This window comes from Streptomyces sp. 71268 (assembly GCF_029392895.1).
In the GTDB taxonomy this organism is placed as follows: domain Bacteria; phylum Actinomycetota; class Actinomycetes; order Streptomycetales; family Streptomycetaceae; genus Streptomyces.
On record NZ_CP114200.1, the window covers coordinates 2,646,423 to 2,661,500 of the forward strand.

Genomic DNA, 15,078 nt, shown 5'->3' on the forward strand with positions numbered 1-15,078 from the left:
CCGGGGCGCACGCCCGCGCGCCCCGGTCGCACAGCGACCACGGCCCCGAACGCGCACGCGCCCACCGTGCGTGACCGGCCTTGCCCTCGTGTGACCGCCGACTCTAGCCTTCACTCCGAGCGCGAACTAGACAGCGCAGTCCATGAAATGCGCGCCGGTCTCCCGAACGTTCTCGGGACGCCCGCTGGCTTCCTTCCCGCTCCCCGACTCCTCCTCTCCCGTCCGCCACCGTCAGGAGACGCCTCGATGACCGCACCGGTACACAGCGACGTCAGCACGCACCTCACGCTGGACCAGGAGGCCCAGGACCAGTTGTTCCGGGCCGCCCGCACCGCGAACACCTTCACCGACGAGCCGGTCACCGACGAACAGGTCGCCGCCATCTACGAGTTGGTCAAGTACGGCCCGACCTCGATGAACCAGCAGCCGCTGCGCGTGGTCCTGGTCCGCTCGGCCGAGGCGCGGGAGCGGCTGGTGCCGCACATGTCCCGTGGCAACCGGGCGAAGACCTCCACGGCGCCGCTGGTGGCGATGCTCGCCGCCGACCTCGACTTCCACGAGGAACTGCCCCGCCTGGTGCCGACCATGGACAACCCGCAGAAGGTCTTCGCCGACCCGGTCGTCCGGGCCGCCTCCGCGCGCTTCAACGCGGGCCTGCAGATCGGCTACTTCATCCTCGGCGTGCGGGCCGCCGGACTGGCCGCGGGCCCGATGTCGGGCTTCGACCCGGAGGGCGTCACCGCCGAGTTCTTCCCCGACGGCCGGCACCAGGCGCTGCTGGTGGTCAACATCGGCCGCCCCGGCCCCGACGCCTGGCGGGACCGCCTCCCCCGGCTCGCGTACGACGAGGTCGTGCGCTCCGTCTGAGGGCGGACACCCCGGCGCACGCGGGCTCGGCCCGCGTGCGCCGGCGCGTTCCGCGTGCGCGGAGGCGGCCGCGCGGGGCCGGGGCCGTGGCGGCCGGTTCGCCCGTCCGCCACGGCCCCGGCTCAGCTCTCGATCAGCCGGTGGAAGGCCACCGTGTCGAAGATGTCCTCCATCCGGGCCGCCCTGCCGTCGCGCATCGTCCACGAGTGCACGAAGTCCAACTCGGCCGTGGTGCCCCGGCGGGAGGTGACCTCGCGGGTGCCGAAGACGACCACCCGGTCCCCGTCCTCGACGAACTCCCGTGGGGCCAGCCGCATCCCGCCCAGCACGGCCGGCACCCGGGCCAGGAACTCCCGGATGCCCGCGTGCCCCAGCTTCGTGCCGCCGAGCCCGTACTCGGCCATGCCCTCGGGATGCACCCACTCCACGTCGGGCTGCATGACCGCGAGCACGGCCTCGATGTCGCGGCTGGCGAAGCCCGCGTACGCCGCGCGGATCGCCTGGATGTTCTGGGACGTCACCGGTGAACTCCTCGTTGGTGTGGCCTGGTTGCCTCGCGCTGGTGGCGCGTGTCGGTCGTACGGGTTCATGGCGTGCCGTGCTCTTTCGTGCGGCGTCCTGCCGTGCAGCGCTCTGCCGTGCCGCCGTTCTACCGTGTGGTGTCGGCTCGGTCGTCGCGGCGCGTCCGTCGGCCGGCGCGCCCCTACGCGCCCGCGTCGGCCAGCAACCGTTCCGGGTGGTGCGCCGCCAGCGTGCGGCGCAGGCCCTCGCGCCAGCCGACCACGCAGTCACCGATCAGGCCGCGCCGCACCGTCGGGTCGAAGGCGTACGTCTCGCGGGTGACCTCGCTGGGGACCAGGCGCGGCGCGACGCCGGTCAGCTCCTCCAGGTAGCGCAGGCAGTCGGTGATGCCGACCCGTTCGTCGCCGCCCCAGTTGACGATCGTGGCACCGGTGGTGGCCACCTCCCACAGCAGCGGCACCTGGCGGACCAGGTCGTCGGTGTGCAGCGGGGAACACCAGTTCTGCCCCTGGAGGGGCACCGCGATGGGTTCGCCGGCGAGCATGCGCCGGAAGTAGAGCATCGGGACGCCGCCGTAACCCCCGGGCCCGTACGCGATGTTGAGGCGCGCGATGGTCGTGGACAGTCCGAGGACCCGCGCGAAGGCGCGCGCCGCGCCCTCGGCGGCGATCTTGGCCACGGGGTAGGCGGGCAGCCAGTCGGCGACGCCGCCTAGCGGGTCGCTCTCGCGGTAGGCGTGGTCGAGGGTCTGCCGCGCGTACAGGGCGCCCGTGGAAACGTACAGGAACGCCTCGGCGCTCGCGCAGTGCGCCATGAGGCGGCCGGTGGAGACGGCGTTGGCGGCGACGGCCGCGTCGAAGTCGCCGTCCTCGCCGCGCCGCACGGCGCTGTGCAGCACGTGGGTGAAGTCCGTGGGCAGGCCGTCAAGGGCCGTCGGCGAGGTGTCGTTCATGTCCCAGTACCGGGTGGTGATGGAGCGCTCGGCGAGGGCGCGGGCCACGCCCGGGGTGCCGAAGCGGCCCAGGCACCACACCTCGTTGCGCTCGGCCAGCGCCTCGGCCACCGGCCGCGCCACCTGCCCGGTACCGCCTGTGACCAGGATCTTCTTGCCTTCCACCGGTTCTCCTCGGCTTGGTTCGGGGTTGGTTCGGTTGTCGTGCGCGACCGTCCACGGCCCTGGGTCGGGGCCGCCGTGGCCGCGCGGGATGCGCGCCGCCGTCTCACGGGCTCCCCTCGCCGAGGGCGTGGTCGAGTTCGCGGCGCAGGATCGCCTGGAAGGTGGCGACGTGGCGCGGGCCGAGCATCGTGTAGTGCTCGCCGGGCACCTCGATGTAACGATTCTGCGAGCGGGTGTGCTCGTCCCAGCGGCGCAGCTCGCGCGCCAACCAGTCCTCCTTGGTGCCGCGCAGCGGTACGGCGTAGAAGACGGTCATGGACCGCACCGTTCCGCTCGGCCGGTACTCGCGGCCGAGCGCGGTCAGGCCGCTGGCCAGACGCGCCCACGCGGTGAACTTCGGCAGGTCGAGATCGAGGTCGCGCAGCCGGCGCGGCGGGGCGAGGTCCAGGAGGCGGGCGAGGCGGTCCTCGGCGGGCAGGGCGCGCAGCTCGGCGGGGAGTTCGCGCGCGCGCCGCCGGTCGACGAGGTCGAGGAAGAGGGCCAGGTTGGTGGCGGTCTCCACGAAGTCCAGCTCGTCCATGCGGTACTTGATGTGCGGCGGCAGGTTGAGGCTCCCCACGAAACCCACCCGCTCCCCCAGCGCCTCCAGCCTCTTGGCGATCTCGAAGGCCACGGCACCGCCGTACGAGTAGCCGGCGATCGCGTACGGGCCGCGCGGCTGCCGGGCGCGGATGGCGCGCACGTACGTCTCGACCATCTCCGCGAAGCTGCCGAACGGCCGCTCCCCCTGGTTGAAGCCCCGTGCCCGCAGCGCGAAGAAGGGCCGGTCCCCGGCGAAGTAGCGGGCGAGGTTGACGAAGACCAGTACCTCACCGACGCCCGGGTGCACGCAGAACAGCGGGGTCTTGTCACCACCGGTCTGCAACGGCACGACCGGGTCGTACGCCTCGGGACCGGCCGCCACGGGCGGGCCGGCGTCCAGCCGCGCGGCGAGCTGGCGCACCGTGGGGGCGGTCAGCACGGTGATCACCGGCAGCTCGGCGACCGCGAGCCGGGTCGCGACCAGGCGGCGGAGCCGGAGGATGTCGAGCGAGGTGCCGCCGAGGTCGAAGAAGCTGGCGGTGGCGCTGACCCGGGCCGGCTCGCGCTCGAAGAGTTCGGCGTAGATGTCGGCGAGCGCCCGCTCGGTCGCCCCCTCGGGCGCCACGTGGCCGCCGAGTTGCTGCTCGGCCTCCGCGGCGACCTCGGCGATCACCGCGTCGTACGCCCCCGCCTCCAGCCGCTCCCGCATCCGCTGCCGCAGCGTCTTGCCCAGGCTGGTCTTCGGGAACGCGGAGGCGGGCAGCGGCAGCACGTGGGCCGGCCGGAAGCCCCAGTGCGCCACGACGGTGGCGCGCACGGCGTTCAGCAGCCGGTGCAGCGCGGCCCCGCTCGCCGAGGCCGGCTCCGGGCACAGGGCGACCACCAACTCCTCGGTGTCGTGGCCGGGTCGGCGGGTGGGGAAGGCCGCCACGTGGCCGGGGGCGACGCCGTCCAGGCGCTCGACGGCCGCCTCGATGTCGGCGCTGAAGTAGTTGACGCCGTTGACGATGACGCTGTCCTTGGCCCGGCCCACCAGGACGAGGTGCCCCGGCCCCGCCTCACCACCGACCAGCAGGCTGGGCACGCCGTCGCCGAGCCCGTCGATCCGGCCCAGGTCGCCGCTGCGGAACCAGCCGTCGGGGGTGTGCGCGCGGGCCGTGGCGTCCGGGTCCCGGTGGTAGCCGTCGGTGATCATCGGCCCGCGCAGTTGCAGCTCGCCCACCTCACCGGCCGGGCACACCCGCCCCCGGGCGTCGGCGACGCGGACGCGCAGCCCGCGCACGGGCTGCCCGAGCGAGGCGAACTCGCGGCCCGCGTCCACCCACGGGAAGCCGCGCGAGTAGACGCTGCCGGCGCAGGTCTCGGTCATGCCGAAGGCGGGCCACAGGGCGTCGCCGCGCAGCCCGTACGGGGCGTACCGGGCGAGGAACGCCTCGCCGGTGGCCCGCACGTTGGCCTCGCCGCCGCTCACGATGTGCCGCAGCGAACGCAGGTCGAGCCGCTCGGCGGCGGACGCGTCTGCGGCGCCGTCCATGGGGGCGGCGGCCTCGGGGGCACCGGCCGTGGGCGCCTCGGCCGCGTTGAGCAGACCGAGCAGGAAGTTCGGCGTGAAGGTCATCGTGACGCGGTGGCGGGAGATCAGCCGGAGGAACTCCATCGGATCGCCGAGCACGCGCGTGCTCGACACGTGGAACTGCTCGGCGCCCACCGCGAGCGGCAGCAGGTGGGCCTCAAGCAGCGCGGCCACGTGGTCGAACGCGATCCAGTTCAGCGTACGGTCGGCGCTGGTCAGGCGCTGCCGCTCGGCCTTGGCCGCCATCGAGGACAGCAGGTTGGCGTGGGTGAGGCGCACCGCCTTGGACCGCCCGGTGGAGCCCGAGGTGAGGACGAGCAGCGCGAGGCCGTCGGGGGCCACGGCCGCCGGCGCGGCGGCCGTTCCCACGGGCCTCGCGCTCCCCTCGGGCCCCGCGAGCCCCACAGCCTCCGGCTCGGCTTCGGCCCCCGCGCGCAGCTCGTCGAGGCGGACCATCCGCACCCGGGCCTCCGGTGGTGGCGCGCTGGCCACCGGGTCGGCGGTCAACAGCAGTGGACCGTCGAGGAGTTCGCCGAGGTGGACGAGGTGTTCCCGGGCGCGGTCCGCATCGTCGGGCAGGGGCGGCAGCGGGCAGGGCACGAAGCCGCCGAGCACGCAGCCCCAGAAGGCCGGGATCACCTCCCGTGGCCGGTCCAGGAGCAGCCCGACCGCGTCACCCGGGGCCAGACCGTGACGGGCGAGGCCGGCCGCGAGCCGCTCGGCGGCGGCGAGCAGGAACGGATATGGCTGAAAGGCACTCTCTCCCATCGGATCGTCTGGGAGGTAGCGAATGCCGGCATCGGGATGGCTCCGCGCTGCCTCGCGCAGCAGTCGGGCGACGGATTCCGGCCTCCTCGCCGCGTCCGGTGTCCCGACCGCGCACGGTGGGACCTCCGCCGATCCCACCGATCCCTCGCTCCGGTTCATCTCGGCTCCCCTCCGGAACTCCCCCGCCACCGCGGGGGTACTGCGCCGCCTCACGAGACCGTCCGTGACAGCCCGTCACCTTTCCTACGCGGGCCGCCACATGGGAGGAGAACGTAGCAGTGGCGAAGATTCGTGGGCCATCCGTCGGACACGGGTCTCCCCGCGCCCTCACCGCCCCCTCATCCCCCACCGAGCGGGGCCCCACCTCGGGGTGAGCCGGGCCCCAGCCGCCGAGCAACGCGTCGTGCCCACCCGCCGTGTCGCGCTGCCGCGCCGCGCCGCCATGCCGCTATGCCGCACCGGGCCGCCAGACCGCGCCACGACGGCGCTTGACTTCCGCCACCCGCGATATATCGTGTTGAGCAGTAGACGCGATATGTTGCGTCCATGCTCCAGCTGGGGAGGCCCCACATGACAGACCGGTCCGAGTGGTCGCTCAACGCGCCACGCAAGCTGACGTTCGACGCGCCGGTCACCGCGCTCCACGTGCGCGTCGTCGGCGGCACCGTCAACGTGGTCGGCACCGACACCGGCCCCGCCAGCCTGCACCTCTCCGAGATCGACGGCCCACCGCTGACGGTCAGCCTGGACCGAGGCGTGCTGAGCATCGCGTACGAGGACCTGCCCTGGCAGGGCTTCCTCAAGCTGCTGGACCGCAAGGGCTGGCAGCGCGCGGCGCACATCACCCTGACCGTGCCCACCGGGACCCGCGCCGAGGTGGGCACCGTGCACGCCACCGCCGTCGTCTCCGGGCTCAGCGGGCGCACCGAGGTGCGGGGCATCTCGGGCGACAGCACCCTGGTCGGGCTCACCGGCGAGGTGCGGGCCGACACCGTGTCGGGCAGCGTGGAGGCCCAGTCCCTCGGCGGGCGACTGCGCTTCAACTCCGTGTCGGGCGAGCTCACCGTCATCGACGGCACCGGTCCGGCCGTCAAGGCCGACTCGATCAGCGGGAACATGGTGCTGGACATCGCCCCCGCCGCCACCCCCGCCGACCTGCACCTGAACACCGTCTCCGGCGAGATCGCCATCCGCCTGCCGGACCCGGCGAACGTGGCCGTGGATGCCCAGACCACCAGCGGCCAACTCTCCAACGCCTTCGACGACCTCACGGTGGACGGCAGCCCCTGGAGCGGTCCGTGGGGCGCGTGGGCCTGCCCCGGTGGCGCCGGCGGCAAGATCACGGGAACACTGGGCACGGTGGGCGGGCGGCTGAAGGCCACCAGCATCTCGGGCGCCATCGCCGTCCTGCGCCGCCCGTCGACGGACGAGGGCGCGGCCCCCGACGGGCCCTCGGCGCCCACGGCGCCGGACGGACCGCCCGAGCCGGCCGTGCCCCGGCAACACGAACCCTCCGACCCTCCCCAGGCCAGCCCGTCCGACAAGAAGGTCCTCTGATGCCCCCCGTCTTCGCCCACGGCCGCCTGCGCCTGTACCTGCTCAAGCTGCTGGACGAGGCGCCGCGCCACGGCTACGAGGTCATTCGGCTGCTCGAAGAGCGCTTCCACGGCCTGTACGCGCCGTCCGCCGGCACCGTCTACCCCCGGCTGGCCAAGTTGGAGGCCGAGGGCCTGGTCACGCACGCCACCGAGGGCGGCCGCAAGGTCTACTCGCTCACCGACGCCGGCCGCGCCGAACTCTCCGACCGGGGCGGCGAACTGGCCGACCTGGAGCTGGAGATCCGCGAGTCGGTCGCGGAGTTGGCCGCCGAGATCCGCGAGGACGTACGGGGCTCCGCCAGCGATCTGCGCCGCCAGATGCGCGAGGCCGCCAGCCAGGCCCGGGCGACGGGCACGGCGCCTCCCTCGGCCGACGGCGGGCCGGGGCACCACGGCGACCAGCGGGTCGGACGGGAGGTCCCACACGGACCGGGGGGCCGGGGCCGTACGGCGGGCGCGGCCGGCGAGCCGGGGCGCGCGGCGGGCGGCGGTAAGGGCGGCGGGGCCCCGTGGGAGAGCGGACCGTGGGCTGATCCGGAGGCGTGGCGGCAGGCGCGGGAGGAGTTGCGGCGGGCCAAGGAGGAGTGGAAGGAACAGGCGCGCCGGGCCAAGGAGGAGAGCCGCCGGGCCAAGCAGGACGCCCAGCGCGCCCGCAGGGAGGCCAAGGACGCCCGGGACTTCGCGCGCGAGGAGGTCGAGCGGATCGCCCACCGGGTGCAGGAGCAGACCCAGGCGCACCTACGGGCCGGGGACTGGCAGGGCGCGCTGCGCGAGGGCCTGTCCGAGGTCACCCGGGCCATGACCCGCATGAGCCAGGCCGGCACCGGGCCGACCACCCCCGACCCGTCCCGTGCCGACACCGGCGCCGAGCCCACGGCTGAGCGCGCGCCCGACCCGTACGCCACGGCCGACGAGTCCCCGGACGCGACGGCCAGCGCCGGGGCGACCGCCGGGGCCGCTGACGCCACCGTGGGGCCGCTGCCCGACTGGGCCACGGCCGACGACGCCGGCTCCACCAACCCGGCCCGCGACCTGGAACGGCTGCTCGACCGGTTCCGCGACGGCGTCCGCGACGCCGCCCGCGACCACGGCGTCACCGCCGACCAACTCGCCGCTGTCCGTGCCCAGTTGGCGCACGCGGCGGCCCACGTGGACGGCGTACTGCGCGCCCGCCCCACGGAGTGAGGCCGACCGGGCCCGCGATCGAGCGCCGGGGGCGTTCGGTCGCGGGCCCGGTGGCGACGCGGTGGCCTGGAGCGCACGACGGGGCGGGGAGGTGGCTGGGCGACGGGGGCTCGGGGCGGCGTTGGGGGGCTCGGGAGGGCGTTGACTTCAACCAAGGTTGAGGTACCAGAGTCGGGGGCGCGGGCGATCGACGAGCCCGCGCCACACGACTCGCCAAGGAGCACGCCATGGTCACGCCGTTCCACCCCGTCACCCTGCCCGACATCACCCGCCCCGACGCCGGAACCATCCTGGCCAGCCGCTGGGTGGTCAGCGACCCCGCACACCAGCGACCAGCCGCCGACTCCGTCATCGACTCCTGGGAGCAGTTGGACCGCCCCGACGCCATGCTGACCCTGACCACCTACCTCAGCACCGACGGCGGACACGTCCTCAACTACGCCCAGTGGACCAACGACGAAGACCACCACACCTTCGTACGCACCCAACGCCCCGCCCTCATCCGCGCCATCGACGAGGAACTGCCCGGCATCGAACGCCCCGGCCTGACCCGCTACCGACTCCACGACAGCTACCGCGCCCCGACCGGCGGGGCCGAGGTCGGCGCCGTCGTGACGGTCAAGTTCGAGACGGACGGGCTCGACGCCCAGCGTCGCCTCGCCGACACGGTGATCGCCGGCCTGCGCGAGCACCCGGTGCCGGGCATGGTCGCGGCCCACTTCCACCTCAGTACGGACGGCACGGAGGTACTGAACTACGCGGAGTGGACGACGCTCGACGCCTGGCGCGCGTTCACCCGGGGCGGTACGTCGCGTGCGTTGGCTGAGACCATCGCCGCGCTGCCCGGCGTCCGGCCGCTCGGGCTCACGCCGTACCTCCCGTACCGCGGCGTGGTGAACGTTCCGGCACCGTGAGGCATCGCGTGCCGCGCGGACGGCGGCGGGCGGCGGGCCGTCAGGAGCGGGCCGTGCCGCCGGGCACGGGGGCCGGCTTCATGCGGACGGCGGCCCGCTGGTCGCGCCGGTATATAAACCAGAAGGCTCCGGCCACGCCGACGCACGCCGCGCACAGCCCCACCGGAATCCACACCTGGAGGCTCAGCCGGGTCTGCGAGGCGTAGGCCCAGCCCCGGCCGGCGAACACCGTGTCGCCCTTGGCCACCTCCGGGCCGTGGATGTCGCCCATGCTGGTGCGCCCGTCAGCGAACTGCCACTCCCCCTCGCAGTGCTCGGGCTCCGTGCCGAGGCCGCCGCCCTCCGCGCAGCGCGCGACCGTCCGTACGGTGGCGTCCTCGCCCGTGGCCAGTTGCTGGGCCTGTCGCCCGACGAAGAGGCCGACGACGCAGACGACGGCGAGCAGCAGCCCGATCGCGGACAGTAGCCCCCGCACGCCGCCGCGCTCCGCCGACCTCACGTGAGTTGGCCGCTCCGTATCCGGCGACGTACGCCTCACCCGTCTCCGTGTCTCGCTCAGCACCGCACACCCCCCTACGTACCGTACCCGCGGCGCCCATACCCGGCGAGAGCCGGCGAACACGCCGGCTGGCGCCGGGCGGCGGCGCCACCGGGTCGGCGGCCGGTCACCCGGGCGCACGCCCCGGCGCGCGACGGGCGGCGAGTGGACCGGCGCCGCTCACTCCGCCGCACGCAGCGCGTCGGAGGTGACCACGCGCAGGAACACCGGGACGGTGGCCACGACGGTCGCCGCGAAGACGAGGAACGCCCACCGCACGCCGCACCACTCGGCCAGCACGCCCATCAACCCGGCCCCCACCGGCAGCGCGCCCCAGCTCAGCAGCCTGGCCACACCGCTGTAGCGGCCCATCATGGCCTCGGGCACCAGGTTCTGCGCGATGAGACGGGCGTTGACGGTCCACAGCGTGCCGCCCATCCCGCCGACGAACGCGGACAGGGCGACGGCCCACAACTGTGTGGTGAGCGCGGGCACGGCCATCATCGCGAGGGTGCCCAGCAGGTCGGCGAACATCGCCCAGCGGCGGCCGAGCAGCCGGTTCACCCAGGTCGCCGTGGTCGCGCCGGCGAGCCCGCCCACGCCGAGCGCGCTCAGCACGATGCCGTACTCGTCGGCCGACAGGCCCATGGTCCGCGTCGCCACCAGCGGCATCAGCGCGAGCCAGGCGCCCCAACTCGCGCACAGCACGGTGAGGATCAGCGCCATGGTGCGCAACAGCCGCTGGCCCCACAGGTGCCGCAGCCCCTCGGCGATCTGCGCGTGCACGGCGGCGGCCGGGGCCTTGGACCGGTCGCCGCCGTCCAACGGGTCGGCGGGCGCGGCGGTGGCGGTGGCGGGCGCGCCGGTGGCAGTGGTGGCGGGCGCGCCGGCGTGCGCGGCGGTCCCGGGCGCGCTCCGCGCGGCCCGGAAGCGGCCGGTGAGCAGCAACAAAACCAGGCTGGCCGCGAGGTAGGTGACCCAGGTGGCGCCGAGCGCCACGCCGGTGCCCGCGGCGACGAGCAGGCCGCCCACGAAGGGGCCGCAGAACTCGTTGGCGACCGTCTCCGTCCCGGTGATCAGCGCGTTGGCGCGCTCGCGCGCCGGGCGCGGCACCACGGCCGGTATCAGGGCCGCCGCCGAGGTCAGCGCGATCACCTCGGCGACCCCGAGCACGAGGCCGGCCAGCGCGAGCCCCCAGAGCGTGATGCCGCCCGCCGCGAGGGCCAGCAGCAGCCCGCCGACGGCCAGCATGCGCATGCCGTCCGCCAGCCACAGCAGCCGGCGGCGGTCGGCCCGGTCGACCAGCACCCCGACGTGCAGCGCCACCAGCAACCAGGGCGCCGTCAGGGTGAGCGAGACGAGCGAGACATGCGCCGGTGACGTGGTGAGGTGGGCCGCCATCAGCGGCAGCGCGATCTTCGTGACCCCGTCCGCGAGGTTGGTGATCGCGGTGAAGACCAGCAGCACCGCGGTGTTCCGCGAGCGCGGCCGCGCCGCCCCGGCCGCCTCCCCCGCCCGCGTCGCCCCTGGCCGCGCGGCGGTCGCGGACGCGGACACCGTCGCGGCGGCACCGCTCGTGGTCGCGGCATCAACACTCATCGAACCGTCCCCCTCCATCACGTTTCCCTCGCCGACGGCGGTCCGGCGGGCCGCCCCGGGCTACACCGAGGGCCCACCAGCCCGCCGTAACCGGCTATCGCCTTTGACTGGTTAACGGGACGGAGCCTGACACGACCCACGAGCGCCGTCAACCGGTCAAGCGCTTGACCGGTTAGCCTTTGGGAGCGAGGTTGGAAGGGACAGGCGACGGAGCGCGGCGGGTGGCGGCGCGCGGTCGGCGCGCGAGGGAGGTGGCACGTGTACGAGGAACCGGCGACGGCCCGGCTCGTCGAGGCGTTCGCGAACACGGTCGACGTGGAGCTGGGCACCGACGACCTGAGCACCCCGGACCAGCTCACCGACTGGCTGGTCGGGCAGCACCTGTTGGCGCGCCCGCACCACGCCGGCCCCGACGACCTCGCGCTCGCCCTGCGGCTGCGCGGCGGGCTGCGCGAACGGCTCGGCGTACCGGTGGGCGACCAGCCCGCCGCCGCGCTGCTCGCCGACGCGGATCTGGCCCTGCGCGAGCTGCCGCTGCTCGCCACCGTGGGCGGAGCGCCCCCGGCCGCCGATCCCACGGCAACCACCGCCACCGGGCCAACGCAGGACGCCGCGCCAGCGCACGACGCCGACCCCGCGGCGGGCGTGGGAGCCGAGTCCGCCGCAGCGGAGACAGCGGCCGGGGGCGCGGGCGTGGGCCTGGCGCTGGTCCCCGCTCCCGGGTTGCCGCCGGTCCGGCGAGGGCTGGCCGCCGTGGCCGTCGCCTGGAGCGAGTTGGTGCTCGCCGGCGACGCCGCGCGCCTCAAGCGCTGCGCGGAACACGAGTGCGCGTGGGTCTTCTGGGACGTGTCCAAGAACCGCAGCCGACGCTGGTGCTCCATGCGCGTCTGTGGCAACCGCAACAAGGCCCGCCGCTTCGCAGCCAAGCGCGCCGTCGCCTCCTCGGCCACGACACGCCCGAACTGACCGCGCTCCAGCAAAATGTGACGCGCACTCACATCGCCTTGCCGGCCCGGACCGTACTCCCCGCGGAGTAGGTACATGACATGGCCGGTCGCGCCCCTTCCGCAACCTCCTTCGCCTCGCAGGCCGGGCACCGCCCGGCGTCCGCCACGGCCCCGCCCCGCGACCGGCGCCGGCCCCGTTCGCCGCCCCGCGCCCGGCGGTTGACCTGCCGGTATGGCCGACCGGGCGATACGGCACCACCCCGGCCGGCCGGCGCCGGCCCGGGTCGGACGCCGCGTGGAGGGGCGGCGTCCGGTGGGCCGGGCCGGGCCGGCACGCGCGGGCCCCGGGCGGGCGGTCCGCCATCCGCTCGCCGCCGGACCCGTCGTGCGCTCCGCAGGGCTGACTACGCCCGCCTTACGGAGGAGGCGTATCTCCGCCCTGGGCGGGTCGTGCGTGCGTCGCCCGTGAGATGTACTGGGAGGTCTACTGGCCGTGCCGCATCGTGCGGCGCGCACGACGCGGAAGAGGGAACCGTATGTCCTTGCCCGCCGCCATCACGGTGGAATTCGACTCCGCCGCCGGCGCCGACGAGTTGCTCGCGCAGGAGCTGGCCGACCTCGTGGACCCGCACCGGAGCCAGGAGTGGCCACCGGCCTCCAGGACGGCGCGACGACCGGCCCGGGTGGAGTCCCCACCGGCGATCGCGCGGGCGGACTCGGCCCGGGCCGACGCGTTCGCCTGCCGGGGCGTGGTGATCGTCCGTGGTGGGCGCGAACTCCTGGGCTGGGGACGGCTGTTACAGCCACCGGGCGAGTCGGCGGCGGTGGTCTTCGACCACACCCTGGCCACCGGAGTACGCAGACGACTGGCCCCCGGGCGCTACGGGACGCGCGAGGAGACCCCGGAACCCCCCCGCGCGGTCGAGCTGGTGACGCTGCTGCTGCGGCACGCCGCCGCCCGGGCCAAGGAGCTGGGCTTCGCCACCATCAACTGGAGCGGCCCCGACACCGGCCCCGCGGGGCGCGCCGCCGACGCGCTGGGGGCCCGCGTCGACGGGGAACTGGGCCGGCACTGGACGGTGCCCGACCTCAAGGCGTGGGCCCCGCCGTCCGGCCTGCCGCCGGCACTCCTGCGCGAGACCCCGCGCCCCTTTCCGCCGGGCCCGCACCCGGCCGTCGAGGCGTACGTCCGCCTGTACAACACCGTGCACGCCCAGCACGACCGCCGGTCCGGCCAGGTCCCCCCCGACCTCGTCGACGCCCTGCCGGAGCTGGAAGGGTCGGGCGGCGTGGCGGCGCGGTCCTGTCCCGGCGAACACGCGGTGCCCGAGCCGCCCTGGGACGCCGCCGGCGTCGACGCGTACCTGGCGCACCGCGCGCCGCAGGGCCACGTGCTCGACCTGCTCGGCGCCGACGGCTCGCTCACCGCCCAGTTCGCCGCCGACCTCATCGACGGTCGGGCCCTGCTGGAGGTCACCGCGCCGCTCGACACCTCACCGACCGAACTCGCCGCCGGCATCGCCGGGCTGATAGCCCACCTGCGCACCGCCAGCGCGGACGCGGCCGACCTCGACATCCGCGAGATAGCCGACCCGCCGCTGCGCCGCGCCGCGGAACTGCTCGGGGCGCGCATCACCAGCCGCTGGCAGGCGTACGCGCTGACGCTCTGAGGACGGGAACACGGGTGGTCCGGGGCCGCGCACCGCTCGGGCGGCCCCCACTCCCCCACCCCCGCCGTCCGTACGGAACGGTGAGGGAAGGTCGCACGCGGCTCCGCCCGACGCGCGCGCACGGCGGGCAGTGGCCCCAAGCCCGTCAGGTCATGTCACACCGTCAGGACGACCTTGCCGAACAGGTCGCCCTCCGCCATCTTCGCGAAGCCCTCGCGGGCCCGGTCCAGCGGGAGCACGGTGTCGATCACCGGGCGCACGCCGGTGGCCGCGCAGAAGTTCAGCAAGCCCTCCAACTCGTCCTTGGTGCCCATGGTCGAGCCGACCACCTTCAGCTCCAGGAAGAAGATGCGGTTCAACTCCGCGGCCTTGGGGCTCGGGCCCGAGGTGGCGCCGGAGATGACCAGGGTGCCGCCCGGCCGCAGCGACTTGACCGAGTGCGACCAGGTCGCCGCGCCCACCGTCTCGATCACGGCGTCCACCCGCTGCGGCAGCCGGGCGCCCGGCTCGACGGCCGCCACCGCCCCCAGCTCCATCGCCCGCGCGCGCTTGGCCTCGTCCCGGCTCGTCGCGTACACCCGCAGCCCGGCCGCCTTCGCCAGCACGATCGCCGCGGTCGCCACGCCCCCGCCGGCGCCCTGCACCAGCACGGAGTCGCCCGGGCGCACGCCGGCGTTGGTGAACAGCATGCGGTACGCGGTGAGCCACGCCGTCGGCAGGCAGGCGGCCTCCTCGAAGGACAGCTCCTTCGGCTTGCGCAGCACGTTCCACTCCGGCACCGCGACGCGCTCGGCGAAGGTGCCCTGGTAGCGCTCGGTGAGGATGGAGCGGGGCTCGTGCGCGCCGACGCCGTGTCCGCTCTGACCGATGACCGAGTGCAGCACGACCTCGTTGCCCTCGGCGTCGACGCCGGCCGCGTCGCAGCCGAGGATCATCGGCAGGCTCTCCTCGCCGAGCCCCACGCCGCGCAGCGACCACAGGTCGTGGTGGTTCAGCGACGCGGCCTTGACGCTGACGGTGGTCCAGCCGGCCCGGTCGGTGGGCTCGGGGCGGTCCCCCAACTCCAGTCCGGACAGCGGCTGGTCAGGGTCGATGCGAGCGGCGTAGGCAGCGAACATGCCCCGACCCTAGGCGCGCGCCGGGCCCGACGGAACCGGGCGACGGTGTGACGCTGCCCCCACCCCTCGCACGGCCCACA

At 74.9% G+C, this 15,078-nt stretch carries 12 protein-coding genes; 6 read left to right on the forward strand and 6 right to left on the reverse strand.

Annotation, left to right across the window (positions count from 1 at the left end):
• Positions 1 to 246: 246 nt before the first annotated feature.
• The gene (locus OYE22_RS09590; protein ID WP_277320010.1) at positions 247 to 867 is read left to right on the forward strand and encodes a malonic semialdehyde reductase; all 621 of its coding nucleotides are present in this window, start codon (positions 247 to 249) and stop codon (positions 865 to 867) included.
• Between the two features lie 122 nt (positions 868 to 989).
• Here the strand turns inward: OYE22_RS09590 and OYE22_RS09595 are convergent, their stop codons facing one another.
• The 3 genes from OYE22_RS09595 to OYE22_RS09605 form a co-directional block, all read right to left on the reverse strand.
• On the reverse strand, positions 990 to 1,388 hold the full coding sequence (locus tag OYE22_RS09595; RefSeq protein WP_277320011.1) for a nuclear transport factor 2 family protein: 399 nt from the start codon (positions 1,386 to 1,388) through the stop codon (positions 990 to 992).
• Between the two features lie 182 nt (positions 1,389 to 1,570).
• Complete coding sequence (locus OYE22_RS09600; protein WP_277320012.1) at positions 1,571 to 2,506, reverse strand: NAD(P)-dependent oxidoreductase; 936 nt, start codon at positions 2,504 to 2,506, stop codon at positions 1,571 to 1,573.
• A 103-nt stretch (positions 2,507 to 2,609) separates the two neighbouring features.
• Positions 2,610 to 5,429, reverse strand: coding sequence for a non-ribosomal peptide synthetase (locus OYE22_RS09605; RefSeq protein ID WP_348652195.1), 2,820 nt, complete (start codon positions 5,427 to 5,429; stop codon positions 2,610 to 2,612).
• A 570-nt stretch (positions 5,430 to 5,999) separates the two neighbouring features.
• Between OYE22_RS09605 and OYE22_RS09610 the strand changes: the two genes are divergently transcribed.
• The 3 genes from OYE22_RS09610 to OYE22_RS09620 all read left to right on the forward strand — a co-directional run bounded on the left by OYE22_RS09610 (position 6,000) and on the right by OYE22_RS09620 (position 9,126).
• Positions 6,000 to 6,986 carry a DUF4097 family beta strand repeat-containing protein gene (locus tag OYE22_RS09610; protein WP_277320014.1) on the forward strand — a complete coding sequence of 329 codons (987 nt, stop codon included), beginning with the start codon at positions 6,000 to 6,002 and terminating at the stop codon, positions 6,984 to 6,986.
• A complete protein-coding gene (locus OYE22_RS09615; RefSeq protein WP_277320015.1) occupies positions 6,986 to 8,212 on the forward strand; it encodes a PadR family transcriptional regulator in 1,227 nt (408 codons plus the stop codon). The genes OYE22_RS09610 and OYE22_RS09615 overlap by 1 nt, the downstream gene beginning before the upstream one ends.
• A 227-nt stretch (positions 8,213 to 8,439) precedes the next feature.
• Complete coding sequence (locus tag OYE22_RS09620) at positions 8,440 to 9,126, forward strand: antibiotic biosynthesis monooxygenase (RefSeq protein WP_277320016.1); 687 nt, start codon at positions 8,440 to 8,442, stop codon at positions 9,124 to 9,126.
• Positions 9,127 to 9,166: 40 nt separating this feature from the next.
• Here the strand turns inward: OYE22_RS09620 and OYE22_RS09625 are convergent, their stop codons facing one another.
• A complete protein-coding gene (locus OYE22_RS09625) occupies positions 9,167 to 9,601 on the reverse strand; it encodes a hypothetical protein (RefSeq protein WP_277320017.1) in 435 nt (144 codons plus the stop codon).
• 243 nt (positions 9,602 to 9,844) lie between these two features.
• Entirely contained in the window at positions 9,845 to 11,263 is a 1,419-nt protein-coding gene (locus OYE22_RS09630) for an MFS transporter (RefSeq protein ID WP_277320018.1), read from the reverse strand.
• 381 nt (positions 11,264 to 11,644) lie between these two features.
• On the opposite strand from OYE22_RS09630, the gene OYE22_RS09635 reads away from it, so the two are divergent.
• Together OYE22_RS09635 and OYE22_RS09640 are read left to right on the forward strand one after the other, a co-directional pair.
• On the forward strand, positions 11,645 to 12,229 hold the full coding sequence (locus tag OYE22_RS09635; protein ID WP_277324066.1) for a CGNR zinc finger domain-containing protein: 585 nt from the start codon (positions 11,645 to 11,647) through the stop codon (positions 12,227 to 12,229).
• 517 nt (positions 12,230 to 12,746) lie between these two features.
• Entirely contained in the window at positions 12,747 to 13,880 is a 1,134-nt protein-coding gene (locus tag OYE22_RS09640; RefSeq protein WP_277320019.1) for a hypothetical protein, read from the forward strand.
• A 155-nt stretch (positions 13,881 to 14,035) separates the two neighbouring features.
• Here the strand turns inward: OYE22_RS09640 and OYE22_RS09645 are convergent, their stop codons facing one another.
• A complete protein-coding gene (locus tag OYE22_RS09645) occupies positions 14,036 to 14,998 on the reverse strand; it encodes a zinc-binding dehydrogenase (RefSeq protein ID WP_277320020.1) in 963 nt (320 codons plus the stop codon).
• Between the last annotated feature and the right edge of the window lie 80 nt (positions 14,999 to 15,078).

Bases quoted from the DNA above. Each gene is read 5' to 3' on its own strand.
- OYE22_RS09630 (WP_277320018.1), bottom strand. From the start codon at position 11,263: ATGAGTGTTGATGCCGCGACCACGAGCGGTGCCGCCGCGACGGTGTCC.
- OYE22_RS09615 (WP_277320015.1), top strand. From the start codon at position 6,986: ATGCCCCCCGTCTTCGCCCACGGCCGCCTGCGCCTGTACCTGCTCAAG.
- OYE22_RS09590 (WP_277320010.1), top strand. From the start codon at position 247: ATGACCGCACCGGTACACAGCGACGTCAGCACGCACCTCACGCTGGAC.
- OYE22_RS09645 (WP_277320020.1), bottom strand. From the start codon at position 14,998: ATGTTCGCTGCCTACGCCGCTCGCATCGACCCTGACCAGCCGCTGTCC.
- OYE22_RS09610 (WP_277320014.1), top strand. From the start codon at position 6,000: ATGACAGACCGGTCCGAGTGGTCGCTCAACGCGCCACGCAAGCTGACG.
- OYE22_RS09640 (WP_277320019.1), top strand. From the start codon at position 12,747: ATGTCCTTGCCCGCCGCCATCACGGTGGAATTCGACTCCGCCGCCGGC.
- OYE22_RS09605 (WP_348652195.1), bottom strand. From the start codon at position 5,429: ATGGGAGAGAGTGCCTTTCAGCCATATCCGTTCCTGCTCGCCGCCGCC.
- OYE22_RS09620 (WP_277320016.1), top strand. From the start codon at position 8,440: ATGGTCACGCCGTTCCACCCCGTCACCCTGCCCGACATCACCCGCCCC.